Origin of the sequence: Comamonas sp. B21-038 (genome assembly GCF_022387135.1) — a bacterium.
Taxonomy (GTDB): Bacteria; Pseudomonadota; Gammaproteobacteria; order Burkholderiales; family Burkholderiaceae_C; genus Comamonas; species Comamonas sediminis.
The window spans coordinates 2,852,439-2,872,384 of sequence record NZ_CP092462.1 but is presented as its reverse complement, the minus strand read 5'-3'; the positions used below and the strand labels follow the sequence as shown (position 1 = coordinate 2,872,384).

33 protein-coding genes are annotated in these 19,946 nt (G+C 55.3%); 24 read left to right on the top strand and 9 right to left on the bottom strand.

Annotation, left to right across the window (positions count from 1 at the left end; translation table 11 throughout):
- Positions 1-8 precede the first annotated feature (8 nt).
- The 8 genes from MJ205_RS13260 to MJ205_RS13225 form a co-directional block, all read right to left on the bottom strand.
- The gene (locus tag MJ205_RS13260) at positions 9-449 is read right to left on the bottom strand and encodes a hypothetical protein (RefSeq protein ID WP_239808902.1); all 441 of its coding nucleotides are present in this window, start codon (positions 447-449) and stop codon (positions 9-11) included.
- Positions 450-725: 276 nt separating this feature from the next.
- Positions 726-1,007: a hypothetical protein gene (locus MJ205_RS13255; protein ID WP_239808901.1), complete on the bottom strand. Its 282-nt coding sequence runs from the start codon at positions 1,005-1,007 to the stop codon at positions 726-728.
- Positions 1,008-1,067: 60 nt separating this feature from the next.
- Positions 1,068-1,271: a hypothetical protein gene (locus MJ205_RS13250; protein WP_239808900.1), complete on the bottom strand. Its 204-nt coding sequence runs from the start codon at positions 1,269-1,271 to the stop codon at positions 1,068-1,070.
- 86 nt (positions 1,272-1,357) lie between these two features.
- On the bottom strand, positions 1,358-1,648 hold the full coding sequence (locus MJ205_RS13245; RefSeq protein WP_239808899.1) for a hypothetical protein: 291 nt from the start codon (positions 1,646-1,648) through the stop codon (positions 1,358-1,360).
- 311 nt (positions 1,649-1,959) lie between these two features.
- Complete coding sequence (locus MJ205_RS13240) at positions 1,960-2,184, bottom strand: hypothetical protein (RefSeq protein WP_239808898.1); 225 nt, start codon at positions 2,182-2,184, stop codon at positions 1,960-1,962.
- Between the two features lie 1,178 nt (positions 2,185-3,362).
- Positions 3,363-3,689 carry a hypothetical protein gene (locus MJ205_RS13235; RefSeq protein WP_239808897.1) on the bottom strand — a complete coding sequence of 109 codons (327 nt, stop codon included), beginning with the start codon at positions 3,687-3,689 and terminating at the stop codon, positions 3,363-3,365.
- Between the two features lie 470 nt (positions 3,690-4,159).
- Positions 4,160-4,351, bottom strand: a complete 192-nt coding sequence (locus MJ205_RS13230) for a hypothetical protein (protein ID WP_239808896.1) — start codon at positions 4,349-4,351, stop codon at positions 4,160-4,162.
- 131 nt (positions 4,352-4,482) lie between these two features.
- Positions 4,483-5,154: a S24 family peptidase gene (locus tag MJ205_RS13225; protein WP_239808895.1), complete on the bottom strand. Its 672-nt coding sequence runs from the start codon at positions 5,152-5,154 to the stop codon at positions 4,483-4,485.
- On the opposite strand from MJ205_RS13225, the gene MJ205_RS13220 reads away from it, so the two are divergent.
- From MJ205_RS13220 to MJ205_RS13150, 15 genes are all read left to right on the top strand, one after another.
- Positions 5,153-5,482: a transcriptional regulator gene (locus tag MJ205_RS13220; RefSeq protein WP_239808894.1), complete on the top strand. Its 330-nt coding sequence runs from the start codon at positions 5,153-5,155 to the stop codon at positions 5,480-5,482. The genes MJ205_RS13225 and MJ205_RS13220 overlap by 2 nt on opposite strands.
- Positions 5,479-5,733, top strand: coding sequence for a hypothetical protein (locus tag MJ205_RS13215; RefSeq protein WP_239808893.1), 255 nt, complete (start codon positions 5,479-5,481; stop codon positions 5,731-5,733). Before MJ205_RS13220 ends, MJ205_RS13215 begins: the two co-directional genes overlap by 4 nt.
- Positions 5,734-5,778: 45 nt before the next feature.
- Positions 5,779-5,985: a hypothetical protein gene (locus MJ205_RS13210; RefSeq protein ID WP_116924389.1), complete on the top strand. Its 207-nt coding sequence runs from the start codon at positions 5,779-5,781 to the stop codon at positions 5,983-5,985.
- A gap of 18 nt (positions 5,986-6,003) precedes the next feature.
- Positions 6,004-6,210 carry a hypothetical protein gene (locus tag MJ205_RS13205; RefSeq protein WP_133248025.1) on the top strand — a complete coding sequence of 69 codons (207 nt, stop codon included), beginning with the start codon at positions 6,004-6,006 and terminating at the stop codon, positions 6,208-6,210.
- A 10-nt stretch (positions 6,211-6,220) separates the two neighbouring features.
- Positions 6,221-6,394: a hypothetical protein gene (locus MJ205_RS13200; protein WP_239808892.1), complete on the top strand. Its 174-nt coding sequence runs from the start codon at positions 6,221-6,223 to the stop codon at positions 6,392-6,394.
- On the top strand, positions 6,391-6,681 hold the full coding sequence (locus tag MJ205_RS13195; RefSeq protein ID WP_239808891.1) for a winged helix-turn-helix domain-containing protein: 291 nt from the start codon (positions 6,391-6,393) through the stop codon (positions 6,679-6,681). The genes MJ205_RS13200 and MJ205_RS13195 overlap by 4 nt, the downstream gene beginning before the upstream one ends.
- 120 nt (positions 6,682-6,801) lie before the next feature.
- Positions 6,802-7,578 (top strand): HNH endonuclease, encoded by a 777-nt coding sequence (locus MJ205_RS13190; protein WP_239808890.1) that lies wholly within the window; start codon positions 6,802-6,804, stop codon positions 7,576-7,578.
- Between the two features lie 112 nt (positions 7,579-7,690).
- Positions 7,691-8,428: a hypothetical protein gene (locus MJ205_RS13185; protein ID WP_239808889.1), complete on the top strand. Its 738-nt coding sequence runs from the start codon at positions 7,691-7,693 to the stop codon at positions 8,426-8,428.
- The gene (locus tag MJ205_RS13180; protein WP_239808888.1) at positions 8,425-9,081 is read left to right on the top strand and encodes a DUF6475 domain-containing protein; all 657 of its coding nucleotides are present in this window, start codon (positions 8,425-8,427) and stop codon (positions 9,079-9,081) included. Before MJ205_RS13185 ends, MJ205_RS13180 begins: the two co-directional genes overlap by 4 nt.
- 214 nt (positions 9,082-9,295) lie before the next feature.
- Positions 9,296-9,634 (top strand): hypothetical protein, encoded by a 339-nt coding sequence (locus MJ205_RS13175; RefSeq protein WP_239808887.1) that lies wholly within the window; start codon positions 9,296-9,298, stop codon positions 9,632-9,634.
- Positions 9,631-9,954, top strand: coding sequence for a hypothetical protein (locus tag MJ205_RS13170; protein ID WP_239808886.1), 324 nt, complete (start codon positions 9,631-9,633; stop codon positions 9,952-9,954). Before MJ205_RS13175 ends, MJ205_RS13170 begins: the two co-directional genes overlap by 4 nt.
- Positions 9,947-10,357, top strand: a complete 411-nt coding sequence (locus MJ205_RS13165; RefSeq protein ID WP_239808885.1) for a recombination protein NinB — start codon at positions 9,947-9,949, stop codon at positions 10,355-10,357. The genes MJ205_RS13170 and MJ205_RS13165 overlap by 8 nt, the downstream gene beginning before the upstream one ends.
- Complete coding sequence (locus MJ205_RS13160) at positions 10,354-10,938, top strand: recombination protein NinG (protein WP_239808884.1); 585 nt, start codon at positions 10,354-10,356, stop codon at positions 10,936-10,938. The genes MJ205_RS13165 and MJ205_RS13160 overlap by 4 nt, the downstream gene beginning before the upstream one ends.
- Positions 10,938-11,381 (top strand): hypothetical protein, encoded by a 444-nt coding sequence (locus tag MJ205_RS13155; protein ID WP_239808883.1) that lies wholly within the window; start codon positions 10,938-10,940, stop codon positions 11,379-11,381. Before MJ205_RS13160 ends, MJ205_RS13155 begins: the two co-directional genes overlap by 1 nt.
- Positions 11,382-11,559: 178 nt before the next feature.
- Positions 11,560-12,048 (top strand): HNH endonuclease, encoded by a 489-nt coding sequence (locus MJ205_RS13150; protein ID WP_239808882.1) that lies wholly within the window; start codon positions 11,560-11,562, stop codon positions 12,046-12,048.
- Between the two features lie 260 nt (positions 12,049-12,308).
- On the opposite strand, the gene MJ205_RS13145 is transcribed toward MJ205_RS13150, so the two are convergent.
- Positions 12,309-12,953 carry a hypothetical protein gene (locus MJ205_RS13145; RefSeq protein ID WP_239808881.1) on the bottom strand — a complete coding sequence of 215 codons (645 nt, stop codon included), beginning with the start codon at positions 12,951-12,953 and terminating at the stop codon, positions 12,309-12,311.
- Between the two features lie 211 nt (positions 12,954-13,164).
- On the opposite strand from MJ205_RS13145, the gene MJ205_RS13140 reads away from it, so the two are divergent.
- From MJ205_RS13140 to MJ205_RS13100, 9 genes are all read left to right on the top strand, one after another.
- A complete protein-coding gene (locus MJ205_RS13140) occupies positions 13,165-13,407 on the top strand; it encodes a hypothetical protein (RefSeq protein ID WP_239808880.1) in 243 nt (80 codons plus the stop codon).
- The gene (locus MJ205_RS13135; protein WP_239808879.1) at positions 13,404-13,790 is read left to right on the top strand and encodes a hypothetical protein; all 387 of its coding nucleotides are present in this window, start codon (positions 13,404-13,406) and stop codon (positions 13,788-13,790) included. Before MJ205_RS13140 ends, MJ205_RS13135 begins: the two co-directional genes overlap by 4 nt.
- Before the next feature lie 505 nt (positions 13,791-14,295).
- Positions 14,296-14,790 (top strand): Rha family transcriptional regulator, encoded by a 495-nt coding sequence (locus MJ205_RS13130; RefSeq protein WP_239808878.1) that lies wholly within the window; start codon positions 14,296-14,298, stop codon positions 14,788-14,790.
- 99 nt (positions 14,791-14,889) lie between these two features.
- On the top strand, positions 14,890-15,228 hold the full coding sequence (locus MJ205_RS13125) for a hypothetical protein (protein WP_239808877.1): 339 nt from the start codon (positions 14,890-14,892) through the stop codon (positions 15,226-15,228).
- Positions 15,229-15,243: 15 nt separating this feature from the next.
- A complete protein-coding gene (locus tag MJ205_RS13120; protein WP_239808876.1) occupies positions 15,244-15,456 on the top strand; it encodes a hypothetical protein in 213 nt (70 codons plus the stop codon).
- A gap of 39 nt (positions 15,457-15,495) precedes the next feature.
- Positions 15,496-16,053: a terminase small subunit-like protein gene (locus MJ205_RS13115; protein ID WP_239808875.1), complete on the top strand. Its 558-nt coding sequence runs from the start codon at positions 15,496-15,498 to the stop codon at positions 16,051-16,053.
- Positions 16,004-17,278, top strand: a complete 1,275-nt coding sequence (locus MJ205_RS13110; protein ID WP_239808874.1) for a terminase large subunit domain-containing protein — start codon at positions 16,004-16,006, stop codon at positions 17,276-17,278. Before MJ205_RS13115 ends, MJ205_RS13110 begins: the two co-directional genes overlap by 50 nt.
- A 7-nt stretch (positions 17,279-17,285) precedes the next feature.
- Positions 17,286-18,665 carry a DUF4055 domain-containing protein gene (locus MJ205_RS13105; RefSeq protein ID WP_239808873.1) on the top strand — a complete coding sequence of 460 codons (1,380 nt, stop codon included), beginning with the start codon at positions 17,286-17,288 and terminating at the stop codon, positions 18,663-18,665.
- Complete coding sequence (locus tag MJ205_RS13100; protein ID WP_239808872.1) at positions 18,649-19,758, top strand: minor capsid protein; 1,110 nt, start codon at positions 18,649-18,651, stop codon at positions 19,756-19,758. The genes MJ205_RS13105 and MJ205_RS13100 overlap by 17 nt, the downstream gene beginning before the upstream one ends.
- Positions 19,759-19,946: the final 188 nt, after the last annotated feature.

Genomic DNA, 19,946 nt, shown 5'->3' with positions numbered 1-19,946 from the left:
GCAGTCTTCTACTGCTGCTCTGCATCTATGGCAGCTGCAATGTCTCGCATAAGTTGCTCGCGTGCACCCTGCATCTGGCTTGCATCGGTCACTGCAAATCGCTTGCTGCTTACTGAGAAGAATCTTCCATCAATGCTGACGTTGACTTTTATGCAGCGATCGCCCTTGTTTTTCTGGGTTCGCTCAACTGGAGCAGGCGGGGCGTAGCATCTGTTATCCGTCACCGACGGGCCGTCTCCGCTGAGGAGTTGCGACTTCAAATCTGCAAAGTCCTTGCCTCTCTCCCGCGTAGCCCGATTGAGCCAGGCGCCAGTGGTTGGCCAGAATTCAAACGGTGTGGGCACGTTGGTGGTGAGGAAGCTGACACCATCCTTTGTTGAGTATTCGACGCCGAAACCAGTCAACTCTTTGAGCCTGCTTTCTTTGTCCCGCTCCTTGCTTTTTCTCATGGGGACCATGTGCATTCCTTTGAATAGGGGATGGTGGCCGGGCGCGACATGCTTATCCCCGGACGCTTAGCAAGTCCACCATCGAGGGCAGAGACTGGCGAGAGGGGCTTCATACCCTCCAGTCCCCCGGCACCGTTGCACCGGTATCGGGCTTCTTTTTAGCCAGGCGTGCAAACCAGTCACGCGCCAATCTCTGCTCTTGATGGCCCTCTTTCGAGGATTACCCAACGCATCAAATCATCTGATCTGATGCTCTTGGGGTGCTTATGAATTGGTTCAGGGCTTGACCCAATCGTTGATGTCGTCGCCGGTGTCCTCGTCGCACCATTCGCACCAGTCCGGCTCGCCACCGTCAGCCTCGTAGACCTCCAGCCCCTGCGCATTGCAGTAGTCCGGCTTGATGTTGTTCTCAAACTGGAAGAGGTCATAGTTGGCCAGAAGATCAAGCACACGCTTTGCTTCCTCTGGGCTCTCAACTTGCACATGGAATGGCTCCCCAGGAATTTGGGGAATGTGCCAGACGCGCAGCGCACCGATCTTCGTTTCTTTCGCTTCCATCATCATCCTTCCGCGCCTGTGCGCATAAATTGAAAACGCCCTGAGTAGGGCGCTTGGGGGTTAGAGATAGCCCAGGACTGCACCCAGAGGCGCCAAGAACACACCGACCACCCGAGCGATGAGCAAGCCGGTGAACACATCAAAGCCGGTGTTGATGATCTTCACGATGTTCCAAATCCAGCCCACCACACCAGCAATGGCCAGGGTGGATAGCACCAGGGTTACGGCGCCTTTAACTGAGGTAAAGCCCTTCTGAAATTTCATGCTCACTCCTGTTGAAAAACGAAACCCTCCGATGGGAGGGCTTTGTTTTTCCCTCTGATGTCGCCCAGAGGGGAGCGCCGATGGCGTTAGATGCCGCGCCACAGGAATGCATCAGGTTTGGTTCTGGCGATGGACTTAAGTACCTCATCAAGCTGCTTGCGGGTCAGCTTGTGCTTCGCCATTAGCTCCTTGGCGCGCTCATCGGATAGCTCGGCAATCAGGGCCAAAGCCTTGGTCTTTTTGGCATCGAATTCAGCCTTCCGAGCGTCGAGCTCATTGCGCTTTGCGATTGCCTGCTCACGCTTGTAGCGGTCAATCTGGTTGTCGATGTTCCCGCGCTTGGACAGCGGAACATTCAGTACTCCGTGATCTAGCATTGCTACTCCTTAGAAAAACGAAACGCTCCCGATGGAGCGCTTTGGTTTTGCCCCTGATCTCGCTCAAGGGCGTGCGCCGATTGCTCGGTTACGAAAAGCGCCTCAATAGCGCTCTCTATAGTTAGCTACCATTCTGTTTTCCGCTTTTTACTGCGGGATCGATCATCCTTAGGTTGCTGCTTTTGAGGGCTTCGAACATTGGTCGCGGGTTGGAGTAATGGCTCAACGGGAGTTAAAAAGATGGCTCTCATGTCGCTCCAAAATTCCATTTTCCTTCTGTACATAAGAAGTGAAAACATAAAGACTCCAGTCTATTTTTCCCGTACGGGAAGATTTTGAAGCGCAGCTTGACGCATGAGGCGTGCAATTTTCTTGATCACAATAGAACCTTCCAATGGTTCTTTACCCTCGGCATCAGTGCCAAAGGGCTCATGAAAGACATAGTCGTCTTCCCATACGTTTCGGCTATCGATGTCTTTCGCGAGCGGTGGATTCCGCAAGCGTATATTGAAAACTGTTTTGTCAGTGAAAGTCATATAGACCTCCATGTGTTAGTTAAAAATCGCCGGAACCTGGAAATACTGTAGTCCTACGATCTCCATCGTTGACGGTTTTGGGTATTTTTTGACCTTGATCTTTGTCCGGGGTGAGTTCTGGCTTTTTAGGTGTGAATAGTGACTTCAACATTTGCCAGAAGGAATGCTTGGATGTTGGAAGTGGGTGCAGTAGCATATAGACCTCCGGTCTAGTGCGGTGGATCGAGATAGACCACCTAGACCCACACTACTCTCTTTAATCCCCTAAAACCGGATCGCACAAAGACTTACCAGAAAAACCAAAACTGACTGTCACTCGGCTTTGGTTTTGCCCCTCTCGCGAAGGGCCTGCAGCACGTCCTTGGCTATGTACAACCCGCGTCACTACTGCGGGCGTGTGCTGCTGCTGGCATCTGTCCAGCTTTCCTGATTGACCGCTCAGGCTGCGAGTGATGCTTTTTTGATCTAGCCCAGCAGGGCCTTGGGGCGCAGGTGTTGGTTCGTGCGCTCGCTGTCTTTTCGCTATTCGCTTCTGCCGACAGATCACAGGGGCAGGTCTTTCGACTGTTCATCCTTCGGTCTGATGTGATTGGGAGAGGCGGGCAGGGCCTGTGTTTCCCTGCGGCTATGGGTTGCCGAAGCTTGCTTTCCACCTGCCAGCGCACGTCGCCAAGAGCTACCTCTCACCGCCTCTCCAAATCACACCAGGAGAGCTACAGAGTGATGCGGGCAGGGCGCGACTCCTGCTGTGCGTAAGCCTTGCCCGAAGGGTGCATCCTCGCCAGAACACCATCCCCAGGAATCAAAGCTGCGTGTCTGCTTTCCACGCCGCCGCATCTCTCTGTAGCCCTCGTTTTTTAAAGAAGGGGAGTTAGCTCGATCACTTCACACCCATCGCGTTCTGCAACTAGCTGCGCTCCACTGGAGCTAGACCTTCCTCTTGCATCGAGTCGGTTCAGGGGCCGGATCGCTACCCCTTCGGTCGTTTCGCGTTCGTTGCTGCGATGGGTGTAATGTAGCAAATGCTACTGTTGATTGCAAGTAGCAATTGCTACTTGATCCTTTTTTTTTATTTTCGCCTGTAGCAATAGCACGTCAACCGGTCAGTCTGAGACATCACGCGGCTATACGTAGCCAATAAAAAACCGCCCGAAGGCGGTTTGACTGGCAGGTGGGATCTAATTCGTTTGTGTGGGAGAGGAGGCTGCGGGGACGTTAATGATGATGGGCGGGAGCTGTGGTGCGGGCTGAACAACAGCGGGTGTAGATGTCGGAGCAGATGTCGGCTTGCTAGCATTCCAGATGGCGCCGATGACCCCAATGATGCCAATGATTCCTACAGTCGCAATCCCGATCAACGCACCATGCGTCCACCGGTGGTTGTCTGCAATCGCCTTGTGCATGTCGGATTGTCCCTTCGCGATGTCCGCACGCAGCTCAGCAATGTCCACCTTGGTGGGTAGATCTTTGATGGCTGCCTCAAGTGCCGCGAGTCGAGCTTCCATGCCTCCATTATCGGGTGGTTCGGAAGATTTGTCAGGCGCCGGAGAGCGGCCACTTCCCTGTAGTTGGTATACGTCAGCCATTTATTCGTGTTCCCGATGTTGAATACTCACCGAGGGCGTCGTATCTACGAATTCTGTATAGCCGCAATGTGAACAAACATAGTAGTGGAAGGGGCCAAACTGGTTAGTAGCCATCGGTGATTGATCAGGTACGCTGAAAAACATCGAAAAGACTACTGGCTTCCCGCCGAACTTATCAATCAATGTCAGGGGTCCGTGTCCATAACGACACTCGCGAACCTGTTTCTCCGCTCCAGATTCAGGCGGGGTATCGAAAAATGAGGATGACATGTGATCGTAACTCTCTAAATAATCGTTGCGTCCCGGGACTGCTCAATCGCGTCGAATGTGCTATGGCGAAGTCAATCAGCAAGGTTTCCCAGAGCTGGTGCTACATACTCTCAGCAAATTTAGTGGCTGAAGAAGCTGACGGCAAAGAAAAGCACTCCCCCAATTAAGCCGACAATTCCAAGTAAGCCGATCAAGATTTCGAAAAGAGCTTTTCGGTCTTCCTTATCCTGCACCTGCTTATCCGCACGGCGCAGCAACTCCATGCTTTCCTGGTAGGTAGGTGGTCGCTTGAGGGGGTCAAACTTAGCCATAACAAACTCCTGCTACAAAGTAGCTATGCAATCAGTAGGACGTCAGAAAAATGTTCTAAGAGAAATCTTTGGATTTACGCATGGAAACGGATTTGAGAAGCGAGCAGCTCAAAGTAGACAGGCGCACCTTTTCATATTCGCTCGCTTTGCTTGTGAACTATTTCCCCCAGCAAGAACACGCCCTCATGGCATGCCTTTCGCGGATACAGTCTTTTATCTGGGTTATCGGAAGAAAGCCACCACTTCCCCTCATCGCGCACTAGTCGTTTGATGACAAGTTCTCCTTCGTAGTTAACAGCGAAGACGGTGCCATCAATGGGCTCCGTCTGCGCAGTATTCACTACCACGGTGTCACCGTCATAAAGGCCTGGTTCCATGCTTCCATTCACGACAGTTGTCGCAAAAAGCTTTTCAGGCCTGTAACCTTTGCTCTCGTACCAACTGCGCTGGAAGACGATGGGCGGTGCGGAGTCATCCAGGTATGACACGCTAAAACCCGAGGCGCCGGCCGACAGCTTGAATACCACTCGCCGGATTGCAGGGAAATCTGGGTTGTTTTCTAGCGCTATCAAAGTTGGTCTAACGGCGTCATCTTCGGTGTCGAACCATCCCGTATAGCCTGGGATGTTGTGGACCGCCATCACAGTCTTTTCACTGATGACGCGCTCCCCGCGCAACATCTGACCTACGTACGCGCCGTCTTTGTACCCAAGCCGACGCCCAAGCGCAGCGTTGCCACCTTCCCGCTGGGCAAGGTCTGCCAAACGCTTAATGCGCCACTCCTGAAGCTCATGTTCATCCATGAGCCAGACAGTAGCAGATGCTTCAGTAGCAAAAGCTTCTTGCGAAGCTGTAGCAAATGCTATAGACTTTGTTCTCATGAAGCTATCCGAGTATTTCTTGAAGCCAAACGCCCTCAGCGTTGGGGAGTTGCGTGCGCGCATTAGTGCGAAGAGTGATGCCCAGGTTCGCCAATGGCGGGATGGCTATCAAAACCGCCGGCCAAGTCCTGCCTACGCAGTAGCGATCGAGCAAGCAACTGGCGGGCAGGTCACTCGCAAAGACCTGTACCCAAGTGAGTGGGGCGCCATTTGGCCAGAACTCATCAAGAGCAAAAAGGAGGCTGCATGACTGCATCACACCTCCCACTGCCGATGGCATACGCAGACCCTGCATTTGATGCCTGCATCGCAGTGGCCCTGGACACCCCCGTGCTCATCACTGAATTCGACCGCCTCTATGGCGCAGACCTGATGAGCGGCAAGGCTGCCGAGGGCGATATGCGCGTCTTCGTGAACTTCGTCCACCGCTGCCTGTATCTGGCATTGCCCGACGAGTCGATCCATTCCATGCGCAGGGCGGCTATCGCTCTTGCTGCCTAACTGATTTCCAACCCCGTGTTTTTGTAGAGAGAGGAAGAACACACCATGTATGCAGACCCTGTCCACATTCGTTCCAAGCGCGTGAACCTGTCGCTGAACAGCACGGAGATGCGTGTTGTGGAAGCGATGGCTGAGCTGCACGGCGTACAGCCGTCCGTCTTCATCCGTGAATTGGCCATGGAGGCTTTGAAGCATTTGCATGGCTCCAAGTCTGCAACTGGTGCCGAGGAAAAGCGACACGCTTATGCGTAACCGTTCAGGAACTCACCAGTGCAACCAACCCATGACACCACATTTGCAGGCAATGACCTCTCCGCACTAGAAGCCGAAGCAGTTGAACAGGGCGTCACTGTTGACGAGCTAGTAACCGAACTGATCTCAGCAGAGATCCAGCGCAGATACCTGATCCCCAAGCTGTCTGCTGCTCCCGTTGTGCCGTTCCCGAAGCGGCGCACCCTCCCAAACACTTTTGCGTAACGGATTCGATATGAATGCCTTCTCCAAGCGTAACGAATCCCTCGCAACCCAGCTCACCAAGCCCCGAATCCTCAAGACAGTAGACCGCAACCCTCGCTACCACGGCTACTACATCGAAAGCGGGGCTCAGGCCCAGGCATCAACCCTCAAGACCCAACGAATTCTGAAAGGAGCCCTGCGATGAACAACGCCCGAGCAAGCGACCCAATTACCAGCGTCATCGCAGGCGAGCGCGCAGCCCTGTTTGCTGGCAATCACTACGACCGCATCCTGGCCGCGCTGGCCGATGATCTGAACCCGCCCGTCTGGGGCGGCATGACGGCTGGCGAGATGGCCCGGGCCACGGGGATGTCGGTAGAGCAGGTCTGCCGCCGTCTGCCTGAGCTGCAGGCCCGCGGCCAGGTGCAAGTTGTTCAGTTCGAAGGCGAGGACCTGCTGCGCAATGGATACCGAGTTTGGGAGGCTGTATGAGCCCCAAAGAGAAAACCCGCATCGGCGGCAACCGAGCGGGTTTGACTGTTTAACAACTTCTTCAAAAAGGTCGTTGGCGAGACTTTAACAGAGTGCTCGTCAACGCACAAGAGTGATTCCATGGCAACTACCAAACGCAAATCAATCAGCAAGAAGACTCGGTTCGAAGTCTTCAAGCGCGACTCATTCAAATGTCAGTACTGCGGCGCTTCTGCGCCAGAAGCCGTGTTGGAGGTCGATCACATCCAGCCAGTTAGCAAGTCCGGCTCGAATGATCTGATGAACTTCATCACAGCTTGCAAGGCGTGCAATGCAGGGAAAAGTGATCGGCTTCTTTCCGACAACACAGCGGTGTCGAAGCAAAAGACGCAGTTGGATGATCTGCAGATGCGCCGCGAGCAGTTGGAAATGATGCTCCAGTGGCGTGATGGCTTGAAGGAAATTGACGACGTTCAATGTGCTGCCGTCATGGACGCCTGGAATGAAGTTGCGCCTGGTTGGAGGCTCAACGAGAAAGGCCAGAAAGAGGCAAAAACCTACTTAAAGAAGTTTGGTCTGCAAACTGTTTTGGAAGCAATCGACAAGGCCGCAGCTGTCTACATCAGCCATGGGGAAGACGGGAAAGCGACCCAAGAGAGTGTCAGCGTTGCTTGGCCCAAGGTGGGCGGCATCCTGCGAGTGGGGGCGATGCCAGTTGAGATCCAGCGACTGCATTACGTCAAAGGCATTTTGCGTAAGCGACTGAGTTATGTCCCCTATGACGTGGTACGGCAACTAGAGGTTTGGGTAAAGGCAGGCATCCCGGTTGACGAAATGGTTGAAGAAGCGAAGTACACGAAGAACTGGACTTCGTACCTCGACTGGCTGTCTGACTGCGAAAGGGCAATGTATGGCTAGAGCACGCAATGTTAAGCCTGGGCTCTTCAAGAACGAGGTCCTGGGAGTTGCTGACCCTCTGTACACGCTCCTGTTTGAAGGATTGTGGGTATTGGCAGACAGAGAGGGTCGCATGGAGGATCGCCCCCTGCGCATCAAAGCTGAAGTCTTCCCATACAGGGATGGCCTGAACATGGATGAGATGCTCAACTGGCTGCAGTCGAATGGCTTCATCCAGCGCTACTCAGTGAGAGGCAAGCGGTACATCGTTGTATGTGAGTTCGTAAAACATCAGAACCCACATAAGAACGAGTCCGCCTCGGAAATACCTGGCCCCGAGGCTGGAAGTGCAGATACCGAGGAAATCGGAGCAGCTCCCGAATTGATCGGAAGCACTCGCGCTGATTCCCTTAACTCTGATTCTCTGATTCCTGATTCCCTTAACTCTGATTCCGCGCCTTCCGGCGCCGTGGATGTGATGGCTGCCAAGAACGTGAGCTCGAACTACTCAGCTGAGTTTGAGCAAGCGTGGAGCGAGTATCCAGCGCGCCCCGGTGCTTCGAAAGCAGACGCCTTCAAAGCTTGGAAAGCGAGATTGAAGGAGGGGGTCTCACCTGAGGACTTGATCGCTGGCACTCAACGGTATGCCGCGTACTGCCAAGCATGTCGAACGGAGCCGGCTTACATCAAGCAGCCATCGACGTTTTTTGGCCCAGGGCAGCACTACTCATCGGACTGGACGCCCACTGCGGGCAAGTCTGTTCCGGCCCAACAACTCAACAAGCAAGAGGCGTTGGAGGCGCGTAACCGAGCTGTCGGCGAGCAATGGGAAGCCCAGATGCGGGCGCAAATGAAGGGAGTACCAGCATGAAATTGGATCAAATGGGCGACTTCCGCACCTTGCTGACGGACGTGATGGCGTACTACGGCAAAGACTGCAGCAGCTTCACTCTGACCGTGTGGTGGGGCGCATGCCAGAACTTCGATTTTGAGCAGGTTTCCAAGGCGCTGCAGCGTCACGCAACCGACCCTGAGCGTGGTCAGTTTGCTCCAAAGGTGGCTGACATCGTCCGCGTCCTGCAGGGGACCAGCACAGACCGCGCAGCAATTGCCTGGGGCAAGGTGCATGGGGCGATGTCTTCGGTCGGCGCTTACACCGATGTCGTGTTCGACGACCCAGCAATCCATGCGGTCATCGAGGACCTGGGCGGCTGGCCAAAGATTTGCCGCATGGAGATTGCCGAGCTGTCTTACCTGCAGCACCGGTTTCAAGAAGCGCATCGGGCCTATACCGAGCGCGGTCAGTTTGAGTACATGCGCCGCCTGCCCGGCGACCGCTCGCCAGACCATGAATACACCAGCCGGGGAATCCCGCTGCCGCGCCCCGCATTGGTCGGGGTCAAGGAGAAGGCCATTGCGGTACTCCAGAACGGCAACGTGGGAAGCAAAACCCGGATCACGACTCTGCCGGCCGAAGCCATGCGCTTGCTGGCCAACACCGGCACCCAGCCGCAGATCGCTTAAGGAGGCCCAGTGACATGTGCAACCTGCAAACACTGGCAGCTAAAGGACTCGTCCGGCCAAACAACACCGATGGCAAAGCACCACATGGCGCCATGCGAGTTTGGCCCATCGTGGCGGTTCCTGCCACCACACCAAACATGCAACAGCCACCAGGCTGCACCGGTAAATGTGATCAAGGCCAGGGATGCCTGGCTCAACAGGAAGGGGTGAGGGGATGAACTATTGGATCAAAGCAATCGCATTCGACAGCCTGCTGGCATTGGCGCTGTATGCGTGGCTGGTGGCAGGTATGGACGGCGCCGGCCGCGTGGCCCTCTTTTTCCTGTGGTTCACAGCAGTGATGCGCATCTTGGTTGGCTTGTTGGGGAACAAAACTATGTTCAAGGAGATACGGCCGACGGGCTTCGGCGTTTACCACGCAGTCACTGATCTAGTGGTGGTGTGCCTGATCGTGTGGGTGGGGCACCTCTGGCTGGGCGCCATCTTGGCCATTGGCTACTTCCTGGTTGAAGCAGCCCGTCAGAAAGAGCCAATCGCGAAGGAGGCAGCATGAGCAACAACGAATACACAGGCGGCAGCGTGAGCTACTACACCGTTGAGGTGGAGAGCCCCACTTCTGGCGGCAGCGCATACGCGGCTGAGTGCAACGACATCATCGAGGCGCTTGGCATGAACTACGCCGAGGGCAATGCGTTCAAGGCTTTGTGGCGCCGGGCAGCTGCTCGCATGGGTAAGGCAAAGGCCGGTTACAAGGATGGGCTGTACGACGCCGAGAAGGTGGTCTTCTTTGGTCAGCGATTGGTGGCCCAAGAGGGCGGCAAGACGGACCTGCTCAAGCTGCCCGTTATCGACATGGGGGCTGGCCGTGACTGAGCGCCTCGAGTTCGAACTCCACAACCCCATGCAGGCTAAGTTGGCCCTCAAGGGCCAGTTGTTCCCATTCCTGGCCAATGTGCTGCAGGGCGGTGGCCGCTGGGTGCTGACCGTCACCCGCCGCAAGCGCACCCAGCCGCAGAACCGTCGCTATTGGGGGCAGGGCGTTCTCGCCCAGGTTGCAGCCCAAGCGGTGGTCAACGGGAAGCAGTTCAGCGCTGAGACCTGGCACGAGATGTTCAAGCGCATGTTCATTGGCGTGGATGAGCTGCCCAATGGGGAGTTGATCGGCAAGAGCTCTACCAAGCTGACCACGGCCGAGTTCAGCGAATTCTGCACCAAGGTGGAGGCATATGCCGCTACCGAGCTCGGGGTGACCTTCTACGACCTGGAGGGCCGATGACCTTCCGCCGTACCCGCTGCCCACACTGCAAGGCCAAGCTTGAGGCAGGCCAGCGAATCCACCCCGACTGCATCGAGCCATGGGCAGAGGCTCAAGCCGCCAAGAAGGAACGAGAGGAAGCCAAGCGCGTCCGGGCCGCGGCAAAGGTAGAGCGAGCCGAAACCAAGCGTCGCAAGGAGGCGACCAAGTCAATCAACGAGCTGACCAGAGAGGCTCAGAAGGAATTCAATGCATACATCCGCGTTCGAGACGAGCGACAACCTTGCATTTCGTGCGGCCAAGCGCTGGACAGTGGTGGGGTTGGTGGTGGGTTTGATTGCGGGCATTACCGCAGCACTGGTGCCGCCAAGCACCTTCGCTTCCATCCTGATAACGCTCACGGCCAGTGCAAGCACTGCAATCGTTGGTTATCAGGTCGGGTCGCAGATTACCGAATCGGCCTTTTGGGGCGTATTGGCGAAGAACGGCTACTCCAGCTCGAAGCCAACAACGAAGTCCACAAATGGACAAAAGACGAGTTGAGGGCCATCAAGGCTGAGTACAGAGCAAAGACCAACGAATTGAAGAAAGAGAGAGCCTGATGATTGAAGAACGCTACCTATCCGCATCCCTGGCCTCTTGCCTGACAGACGAGCCTCACAAGATTGGCCAGGTCGATGTCATCAAGGCCAGCGGCATGAGCCCTCGAAACATGGCTGCCCATTACCTGCGCCTGATCTCCAAGCCCACCAAGGAGGACATGACCCGGTTCTACGCCGCGCTCCTGCAGTACACGCAAGAGAAGAAGTTGGAAGGCGGGACAGAGGCAATCGTGGCGGCCATCGAGTGGCTGGTTGATCCGCGTTGCAAGGTCTGCCATGCGGCTGGTGTGGTGACCAAGGGTGACAAGGAGCACGTCTGCCCCAAGTGCAAGGGCGAGAAATACCGCAAGGAGCCGGCAAGCCGCGCAGCCCAGATGCTGATCGACCACGTACGCACCTGCCGCGCAGCCCACGGCGGAAGAATGTTCAGCCTGCTCAAATAAATCTTGTAACGCAGCGAGAATTGTGATAACGTTCGGACTGCGTTAGTTTGATGATGAATCAGTTTGGGCTGTGCTTAGGCCTCCCATGATTCAGATAAACCATCCCATGGATTCCATGGCAGGCCTTAGATGGCGGAGCTATGTAGGCTGGCGATCATTCATGAGCTAAGGAGTCTTCGTGATCGATTTGGATAAGTTGCGCGCGGTCATAGCTTATGACCCCGATACCGGTCATCTAACCTGGACACGAAATGCACCTGCTAAAGTGGCAGGCCGCCAGGCTGGCTGCTTGACGAATTGCGGCTACAGATATGTGCAAGTCAATAAGGTGGGTTACTACGCTCACAGGCTTGCTTTTATCCTTATGACTGGGAGAGAGCCTCCCGAGATGGTTGATCACATCAACCTGAATCGCGATGACAATCGATGGTCAAACCTCCGCTTGTGTAGCGGTTCTGAGAATCAGCAGAATATTCAGAAGGCGCGGCTAAGCAATAAATCTAGCGGGGTCCTGGGTGTGTACTGGAGCAAAACCAAAAAAAAGTGGCGCTCACAGATTCGTATAGATGGCCGCATTCGTCATCTTGGGTATTTTGATTCGATAGACGAATCGCACATTGCTTATGTCAATGCGAAGCGCGAGCACCACAAGTTTGGCGTTTTGTGATGTCGATTGGGGAACTAGTTCTACTCCATTCATCTGCCCCAGAATTTGGTCATCTTCTAAGCGGCGGCGTGGAAGGACACGCATCGCAGGACGGCGGCAGAGGGCAATGCGTCCCGAAGCGTGCAATAGCTGAGCAGGTGTCGAGCCCTGCACGCTTAGAAGATAACCAGCTCCCAATCACGCCAAGTGCGGGGCTGGGCGCTAGTTAACAGGATTCTCGCTTGTGCAATTCGTAATTGGTAGCGAGGTGTCGCAAGGGTTCAATTTGTGGCGCCCGCCTTCTTGCTCTTAGTCGCTGTAGGTTCCAGCGTTATCTGGCTAGTCTGTGGTTGCGCTGTCGCATCTTGCTCAAAATTGTCTGCAATTGACTCGTAGACTAAAAATGCCAATATCGCGGCGCATATGGCAAAAATCGCTGTGGCTATGCGCAAAGCCCATCTGTGAGTTGCTTCTCCCCGCCGAACTCGGTTCCATTCTTCCTTGAGTATTTTTCTTGTGGTCTCAAGAATTCTTTTATCTAAAGTCTCAGTGTTGACCTCTTCGCAGGGCTTATCTGAAGCAAATTGCTCATCTAGCTGATCCAGATGCTTTTCGAGTGTTTGGTGTAGGTGCTCGTTCGGGTTTAGTCTTAGCTTGATTTGACTCATAAGTGTGTCCGCTTGGGTTACAAGATCTTTGTGTTTTTCCCATAGTTCAGACTCAGACCTGTTGTCCTTCTTCCAAGCGATGACCATCTGATGAGCAACTGAATACGCCGCCAACAGGGCAGACACGTCGGCGCGCAATGCATCGATCCATTGCTGTCGGAACTCAGAAACTTTTTGTTCTTTGGTGATTACAACCACCAGCAATGAAATCAAGCCCGCTAAAGCAGCTGCTGCGACTGTAGCAATTCCATCTGTCATCTTCTACCCCCATAAAAAGAGGATGAGTTTGCCATCAATTCCAGCTGCAGCAAGCGCGGCCCGCACCCGAGCGGTATGAAGGTGCGGCATCTCCTACTGAGAGCTTCCCAGTGCTTGAAGAAGCGAACAGCAACCCCAGCCCATGAGGGTTGTCTGATGGGGTACGAATACCAAGGCCAGCCAAGTGCTGGCTTTTCTTTTGGAGCAAGCCATGATCTACAGCCCAGCTAACGTTGACCGAGCAGCGGTTTATGACGTGGACCGTAACGAGAAGTTTGAAATGCCGCTCTTGGTCAACACTGGAACGGGCTCAGTCGTGGTGGCCAAGCTTCCTCTGCGACTGAACCACAAGGGCAAGGTAGACCGGGAGACGATCCACTTTGATTCAATCCACCCTATCTATGGTGGCGGTATCAAGCCATGCTTGTTCCATTGCTACGGGAGGCGCCCATGAGCCTAAGACGAAAGATAGCCCTGTGGCTGTGCCCTGAGCTGTGGCATGAGACCAATGAGTCGTGGAGGTTCCGCGTCTACAGCGAAGACTACCAGCGTTGGCTTGGCGCGTTTCCAGAGGTCGCGCAGGTGCTCAAGAGCCTTCGCGCAACGGTTCTTGGTGGCGAGCCGATCAACGCCGGTACACCTGTAGGCGATGAGGTCTGCACCATTGGAGGGCTCCGCACTCAGTTGCTCAAGATGCAGCAGATGCACCCAGCCATTCATAAAGGCGAGCGGATCATCCCGGCCGCAGGCAACAAGGCTTGCATGGTCGTAGCAGGCTACCGACCCAGCGCCGAAGAGTTCGCAAAGAGCCCGCCAAACTATTCTGGTGGCCTTTGACTAGTCCCTGATAAGTGGGCGACTGGGTTTGGTAAGTTCGTTTTGGGGATCAGCTGCATGTTCTCAACCCTGTTGCGAATTAGTTGCTTCTGGTCCTCAGGGAGATCCTTGAATGTGGTGTTCATGGACCGCTCCAAGAGGGAAGTCGTCATCAACTGAAACTGGCCGTGATCTGGGTGAGATGAAACTAGAGCTGCAATTAGTAGCTCATGGACCTGGGCCAAGCACAGCAACATGTCTTTCTCGCGCTCTATGTGCGCACAGAACTTCGCCACCTCTTCAAGTGATTCAAATTTCATAAGCACCCTCTTGGTGATGGTTGTGTGAGAACTCCCATCGTAAGCCAAGAGGGTTTCTTTTACCGCAGGGCAGGCTCTCCGCACACGCGACCTACACACTTGGAGCCTAGCCCCTGCGACCCGACAACAACAGAGCTACTCAGTAGCCAACAAGCAAACCGCCCATCGAGGCGGTTTTTTCATTTGTGCATCATGAAAGGACAGTTATGCACGATTCCGAAGATCTGGTTGTCGTCGTTGATGGCGAATTGCTGACCAACACTGAGACAATTTGCACCGGCATGAAGGCGCAGCACGCCAGCACCATGAAGCTCTTGCGAAAGCATCTGAAGCAACTGCAGACATTTGGCGAAGTCAGATTTGAAATCCGACTTAACCCTCAGGGCAGCGACACTGAGTACGCCATGCTCAATGAGCAGCAGTCAGCGTTGTTGATTTCGCTGATGCGCAATAGGAAGGAAGTGGTTTCCTTCAAGGTGAAGTTGATTCGCGAGTTCTTCCGTATGCGCGACGCGCTCGGTCAGCGTGACATGACCTTGTGGCGTCAGCTCCAGGTAGCGATTGCGCAGGAGGTGGACTCTGCTGTCCGTGCTTCGTTTGGCTCACGCCTAATGTTGGATCGGAAGAAGGACAAGCCGATCTTGCAAAGCGAGATCCACCGGCTCGAATCTGAGATTCAGCCAGGACTCCTGTTGAACTGAATTACCACACTGTCCTTTCGTGGTTGCCGTCCTTGTGGCGGCTTTTTTTATTGAAGGTGCAGCTCGGCATGGTTTGGGCTGCCCAATGGAAGGAATGGCATGACACGCAAAGCAATGACAACTGGCGTAGCGGCATCAGCTGCTCTGGGCGTAGTCGCCGCAACAATCCTCGGTTTTGTCTGGGCGGCCGCCTGGTCAGGCTTCACACTTTCTGTACTCTGGGGCTGGTTTGTGGTCCCGGTGTTCAGCTTGCCAGCTCTGTCTGTAGCTCAGGCATATGGCATCGCCCTGGTAGTCCGTACCGCCAAGGGATGGGACACGCGGACTGATAAGAACGCTGATAGCTTCGGCACGTTGCTGGGGAGAGCCTTTATGGCGGCGCCTTTGGTCAGTGGTGTTTCGCTGTTGTTCGGCTGGGTGGCCAAGAGCTTTGTTTGACCTTGGGAGAACTCAATGCTGAAAGATCAAGTTCAAGCTGAAGCTGAGAAGGCAGCCCAGGCAATCCGAGCTGCAATGCTGGAGTTCAATCGGGTGACGGGCTTTGAGATGTCTGTTCGGGCCGCTTGGGAGAGGGATTTCCGCTTCAACCAGGCTGCCGGCGTATATATGAACGAATGTGACCTGAGGGTTTCAGTGGAGACGCTCAAAGTGGAATCCTCGGCTTAGCCAAGTATCAGGTAGGGCTAGTTCCGTAGCTTGGCGTAAATGGCGAAAAGCTTGCGGGAGCCTTATAAGGAGGGGCGAATGGCGAGGCCAACAAAATTCACCCTTGTCCTAGCTGACCAGATATGTGAACGGCTTGCAGATGGGGAGAGCCTCAGGAGCATCTGTCTCGGCGACAAGATGCCAGGCAAGGCGACAGTGTTTCGGTGGCTGAGAAGCCACGAGAAGTTCCGAGACCAATACGTGCGTGCGCGAGAGGCCCAGGCCGACGCGCTATTCGATGAAATCCTCGACATCGCAGATGAGGATTGCACGATGGTTCGAGCCGATAAGCATGGCAGTCGAGACGATGACGGCGAAGGCAACACAGAGGTGGTGTTTGACAACGTCGCAGTGCAGCGCAACCGGCTTCGGATTGACGCCCGCAAATGGATGGCCGGGAAGCTCAGGCCCAAGGTCTACGGCGACAAGCCAGACGAGGGCGGAGAGGGCGAGAACGCCCAACCCGTGCCAGTCAAGATCGAAGTGACAGTAAAGGACGCAAGAAAGCATGCCGAGCCTGAACATTCCGCAGGCTCGGTTCCTGGAGCTGCCTCATAAATACCGCGCATACGTCGCCGGGTTCGGTTCGGGCAAGACCTGGGCCGGCTGCGCATCAACGTGCCGCAATGCCTGGGAGTGGCCCAAAGTCAACCAGGGCTACTTTGCGCCGACCTATCCGCAGATCCGGGACATCTTCTTCCCCACGATTGACGAGGTTGCGTTTGACTGGGGCCTGAAGGCTGACATCAAAGAGGCGAACAAGGAAGTTCACCTGTTCAGCGGCTCGCAGTACCGCACGACGATCATCTGCCGGTCAATGGAGAAGCCTTCTAACATCGTGGGCTTCAAGATCGGGCATGCACTGGTTGATGAGCTGGACGTGATGCAGGCGGTCAAAGCGGAGCAGGCCTGGAACAAGATCATTGCCCGGATGCGCTATAAGGTGGACGGGCTGAAAAACGGGATCGATGTGACGACGACGCCTGAGGGCTTCAAGTTCGTCTATCAGCGGTTCCACAAGCAGCCACAAGAGCGCGCTGCGCTGGGCAAGCTGTATGGGATGGTTCAGGCCAGCACATTCGACAACGCGGCCAACCTTCCTGATGACTACATCCAGTCTCTCTATGAGAGCTATCCCAAGCAACTGATCGACGCCTATCTGCGCGGTCAGTTCACGAACCTGACGGCGGGCAGTGTCTATCCAGACTTTGACCGCCGGCTGAACCACTCCGATGCATCACTGCAAGCCGGTGAGCCTGTCATGATCGGGATGGACTTCAACCGCCTGGCGATGGCTGCGGTGGTCTATGTGTTGCGCGATGGCTGGCCGGTGGCGGTGGATGAGATCACGGACGGCCGCGATACGCCGTATATGGCGAAGCTGTTTAACGAGCGCTACAAGGCCAAGGGCCATGCGGTGCAGGTGTTCCCGGATGCCTCTGGGCAAAACGCGAGCAGCAAGAACGCGACCGAGTCAGACCTGAGCATCCTGAAGGCGCATGACCTGACAGTGCGTGTGAACTCAACCAATCCGGCTGTTGCGGACCGCGTGAATGCCGTGAATGCCCTGATCCTGAACGGAGAGGGTGAGCGGCGCTACCTGGTCAACACAGACCGATGCCCGAAGCTGACCGATGCGCTGGAGCAGCAGGCCTATGACAAGAACGGCGTGCCAGACAAATCAAGTGGCGTGGACCACGTTATCGATGCAGCTGGGTATGTGATAGCCAACAAGTGGCCGATTGTGAAGCGCACCGCCAAGGTAGAGACATTCCGCTGGTAAGGAAAACATGACAGCTATCAACCAACAAAACGAAACGGTCAAGCGGATGGCTGAAGCATGGGCGGTGATTGATCCTCTTATGGGGGGCACTCAGGCTATGCGGAAGGCAGGCAAGACCCTGCTGCCGCAGCAGCCCCGGGAAGATGACGAAGACTACGAGTACCGGCTGAAAACGTCCACATTGTTTCCTGCGTTGGGGCGCACAGTAGGCGTGATGACCGGCAAGCCGTTTGCGAAGGAATTGACTCTTGGCGAGGATGTTCCTCAGCGCATCAAAGACTTGTCTCAGGACATAGATGGCGAGGGGCGCAGCCTGCATGCATTCAGCTCTGACTTGATGAGTGAAGCGGTGGCATTTGGGTTTGGCGGCATTCTCGTTGACTACACCCGTACAGAGGGACAAGCACGCACACAAGCAGATGAAAAGGCGCTCGGCGCTCGGCCGTATTGGGTGCACGTGAAGCATCACCAGCTTCTGGGCTGGAAAACCGGTGTGGTGGACGGGAAGCCTGGACTGCTTCAGCTTCGAATTCTGGAAACCGCTGAAGTTGATGACGGCCCTTATGAAGTGAAGGTTGTAAACCGTGTCCGTGTGTTGACGCCAGGGCGCTGGGAGATCTGGCAGGAAGACACGGGTGGTTGGGCGCTGCTCGAACAGGGTACAACGACAATCAAGCGCATTCCTTTCGTGCCGATCTATGGCATCCGCAAGGGCTTCATGTGGGGCACTCCGCCGCTACTGGACCTGGCGCACCTAAACGTCAAACACTGGCAACAACAGTCTGATCAAGACGACTCTGCACGGTTTGCCCGAAAGCGCATGTTGGTGTTTACGGGAGTCAACGACGGTGAGCTTGCCTCTCCGTCAGCCGGATCTGCTTACGCACTGCGCTTTGAAAATCCGGAGGCAAAGGCTGAGGTGATTCAAGGCTCTGCCGAATCGGTGACGGTTGGACGCTCAGAGCTCGACTCACTTGAATCGCAGATGGTTCAAACTGGGGCCGAACTCCTAACAGCAAAGCCTGGCCAGCGCACTGCGACTGAAGCTGCAAATGATGCCGAGGCAAACAAGAGTGACCTCCAGCGCATAGTTGAATCGTTTGAGGACTCATTAGACCAAGCCTTGCAGTTCACTGCTGAATGGCTCGGCCTCCCACAAGGGGGTCATGTGTCACTGTTCAAGGACTTTGCAGCCGGCTCACTGTCTGAAGCCACTGCTCAGCTCATCTTGAGCTTCCAGCAAGGTGGACTCATTACGAAGCGGCAGGCTCTGTTGGAGGCCCAACGCATTGGCGTTGTGTCGCCAAACCTGGATCCAGAAGCGGAGATCGCTGCGGTCGAGGCTGAAGGGCCAAGCCTGGGGAACATGAATGGCGACGGTAAATGAACTGATTCGCGACGAGATGATCCGGCATGCGACTGCGTTGGATGGATACTCTAACAACGTCGTTGCTCGGATCATGGCGATTCTGAATCGCTCAAATGCGCGGATGGCTGCTGAACTCGCTGAGATCCTGACGGGCGTTGATGGACCGAACCTCCAGGCTGAGCGCTTGACTTCGATGCTTGCTAGCGTGCGATCGATGATCGCTGGCGGCAACGCTGAAATGGGCGAAAAGTTGCTGAACGAATTGAAGGTGTTCGTTGACTACGAGACGGCGTATCTGAATCAGATGCTGCTCAGCTTTACGCCGGCATCGGTCCACATTGCATCCGTGTCCACGGCCGCGGTCTACTCGGCCGCGATGTCCCGACCATTCCAAGGCGTGCTGCTAAGGGAAGTGTGGAAGGACCTGGCAGCGCAGACCTTCAAGCAGGTTCGGCAATCGATTGCTCAGGGCTTTCTTGAAGGCAAGACGACAGACCAGATCATTCGCGAGTTGCGCGGCACCAAGGCGAAGGGTTACGCTGATGGCTTGTTGCAGAAGTCACGGCGCGATGTCGAGGCTGTTGTGAGAACGGCGCTTGGCCATGTAGCTGGGAATGCCCACGACGCTTTCTACGCCAAGAACTCCGATGTGCTCAAGGGCTTGAAATGGTCTGCCACCCTGGACCTGCGGACAACGCCGGAATGCCGAATCCGCGACGGCAAGCTCTACACGCCCGAGACGCACAAGCCGATTGGGCACGAGATCCCCTGGGGCGCTGGGCCTGGAAGGTTGCACTGGCGCTGCCGCTCAGCGTCCATCCCTGTGGTGAAATCCAACAAGGAGTTGGGGATTGACCTGCCGGACCTGGAGATGCGCAACAAGAGTAGGGCGAGTATGGATGGCCAGGTGCCACCTGACACGAGCTATGGGGACTGGCTCAAGAAGCAGTCAGCCGCTCGCCAGGATGAGGTGCTAGGCCAAACGAGAGCGCGACTTATGCGTGACGGAAAACTTGATCTTGCGGACATGTACTCTCACAAGGGCGTGTTTCTAACCCTGGACGAGCTTCGGCAGCGGGACAAGCGGGCTTTTGAATTGGCTGGTCTTTGAGTAGACTTGGCCGGTGACCAAACTATCCATCGTTCCACCCCGAGAGCAGACGCCGGCAGAGAAGCTACAGCAAGTGGTTAAAAGCTTGCCGCTACCTGATGGTGTGCTCCAGTGCAAGAAATGCGGCGGGACGACCATGATGACGACCACCGTAGGCGCAAAGTTGGATGAGAAAGGCCACTATAAGC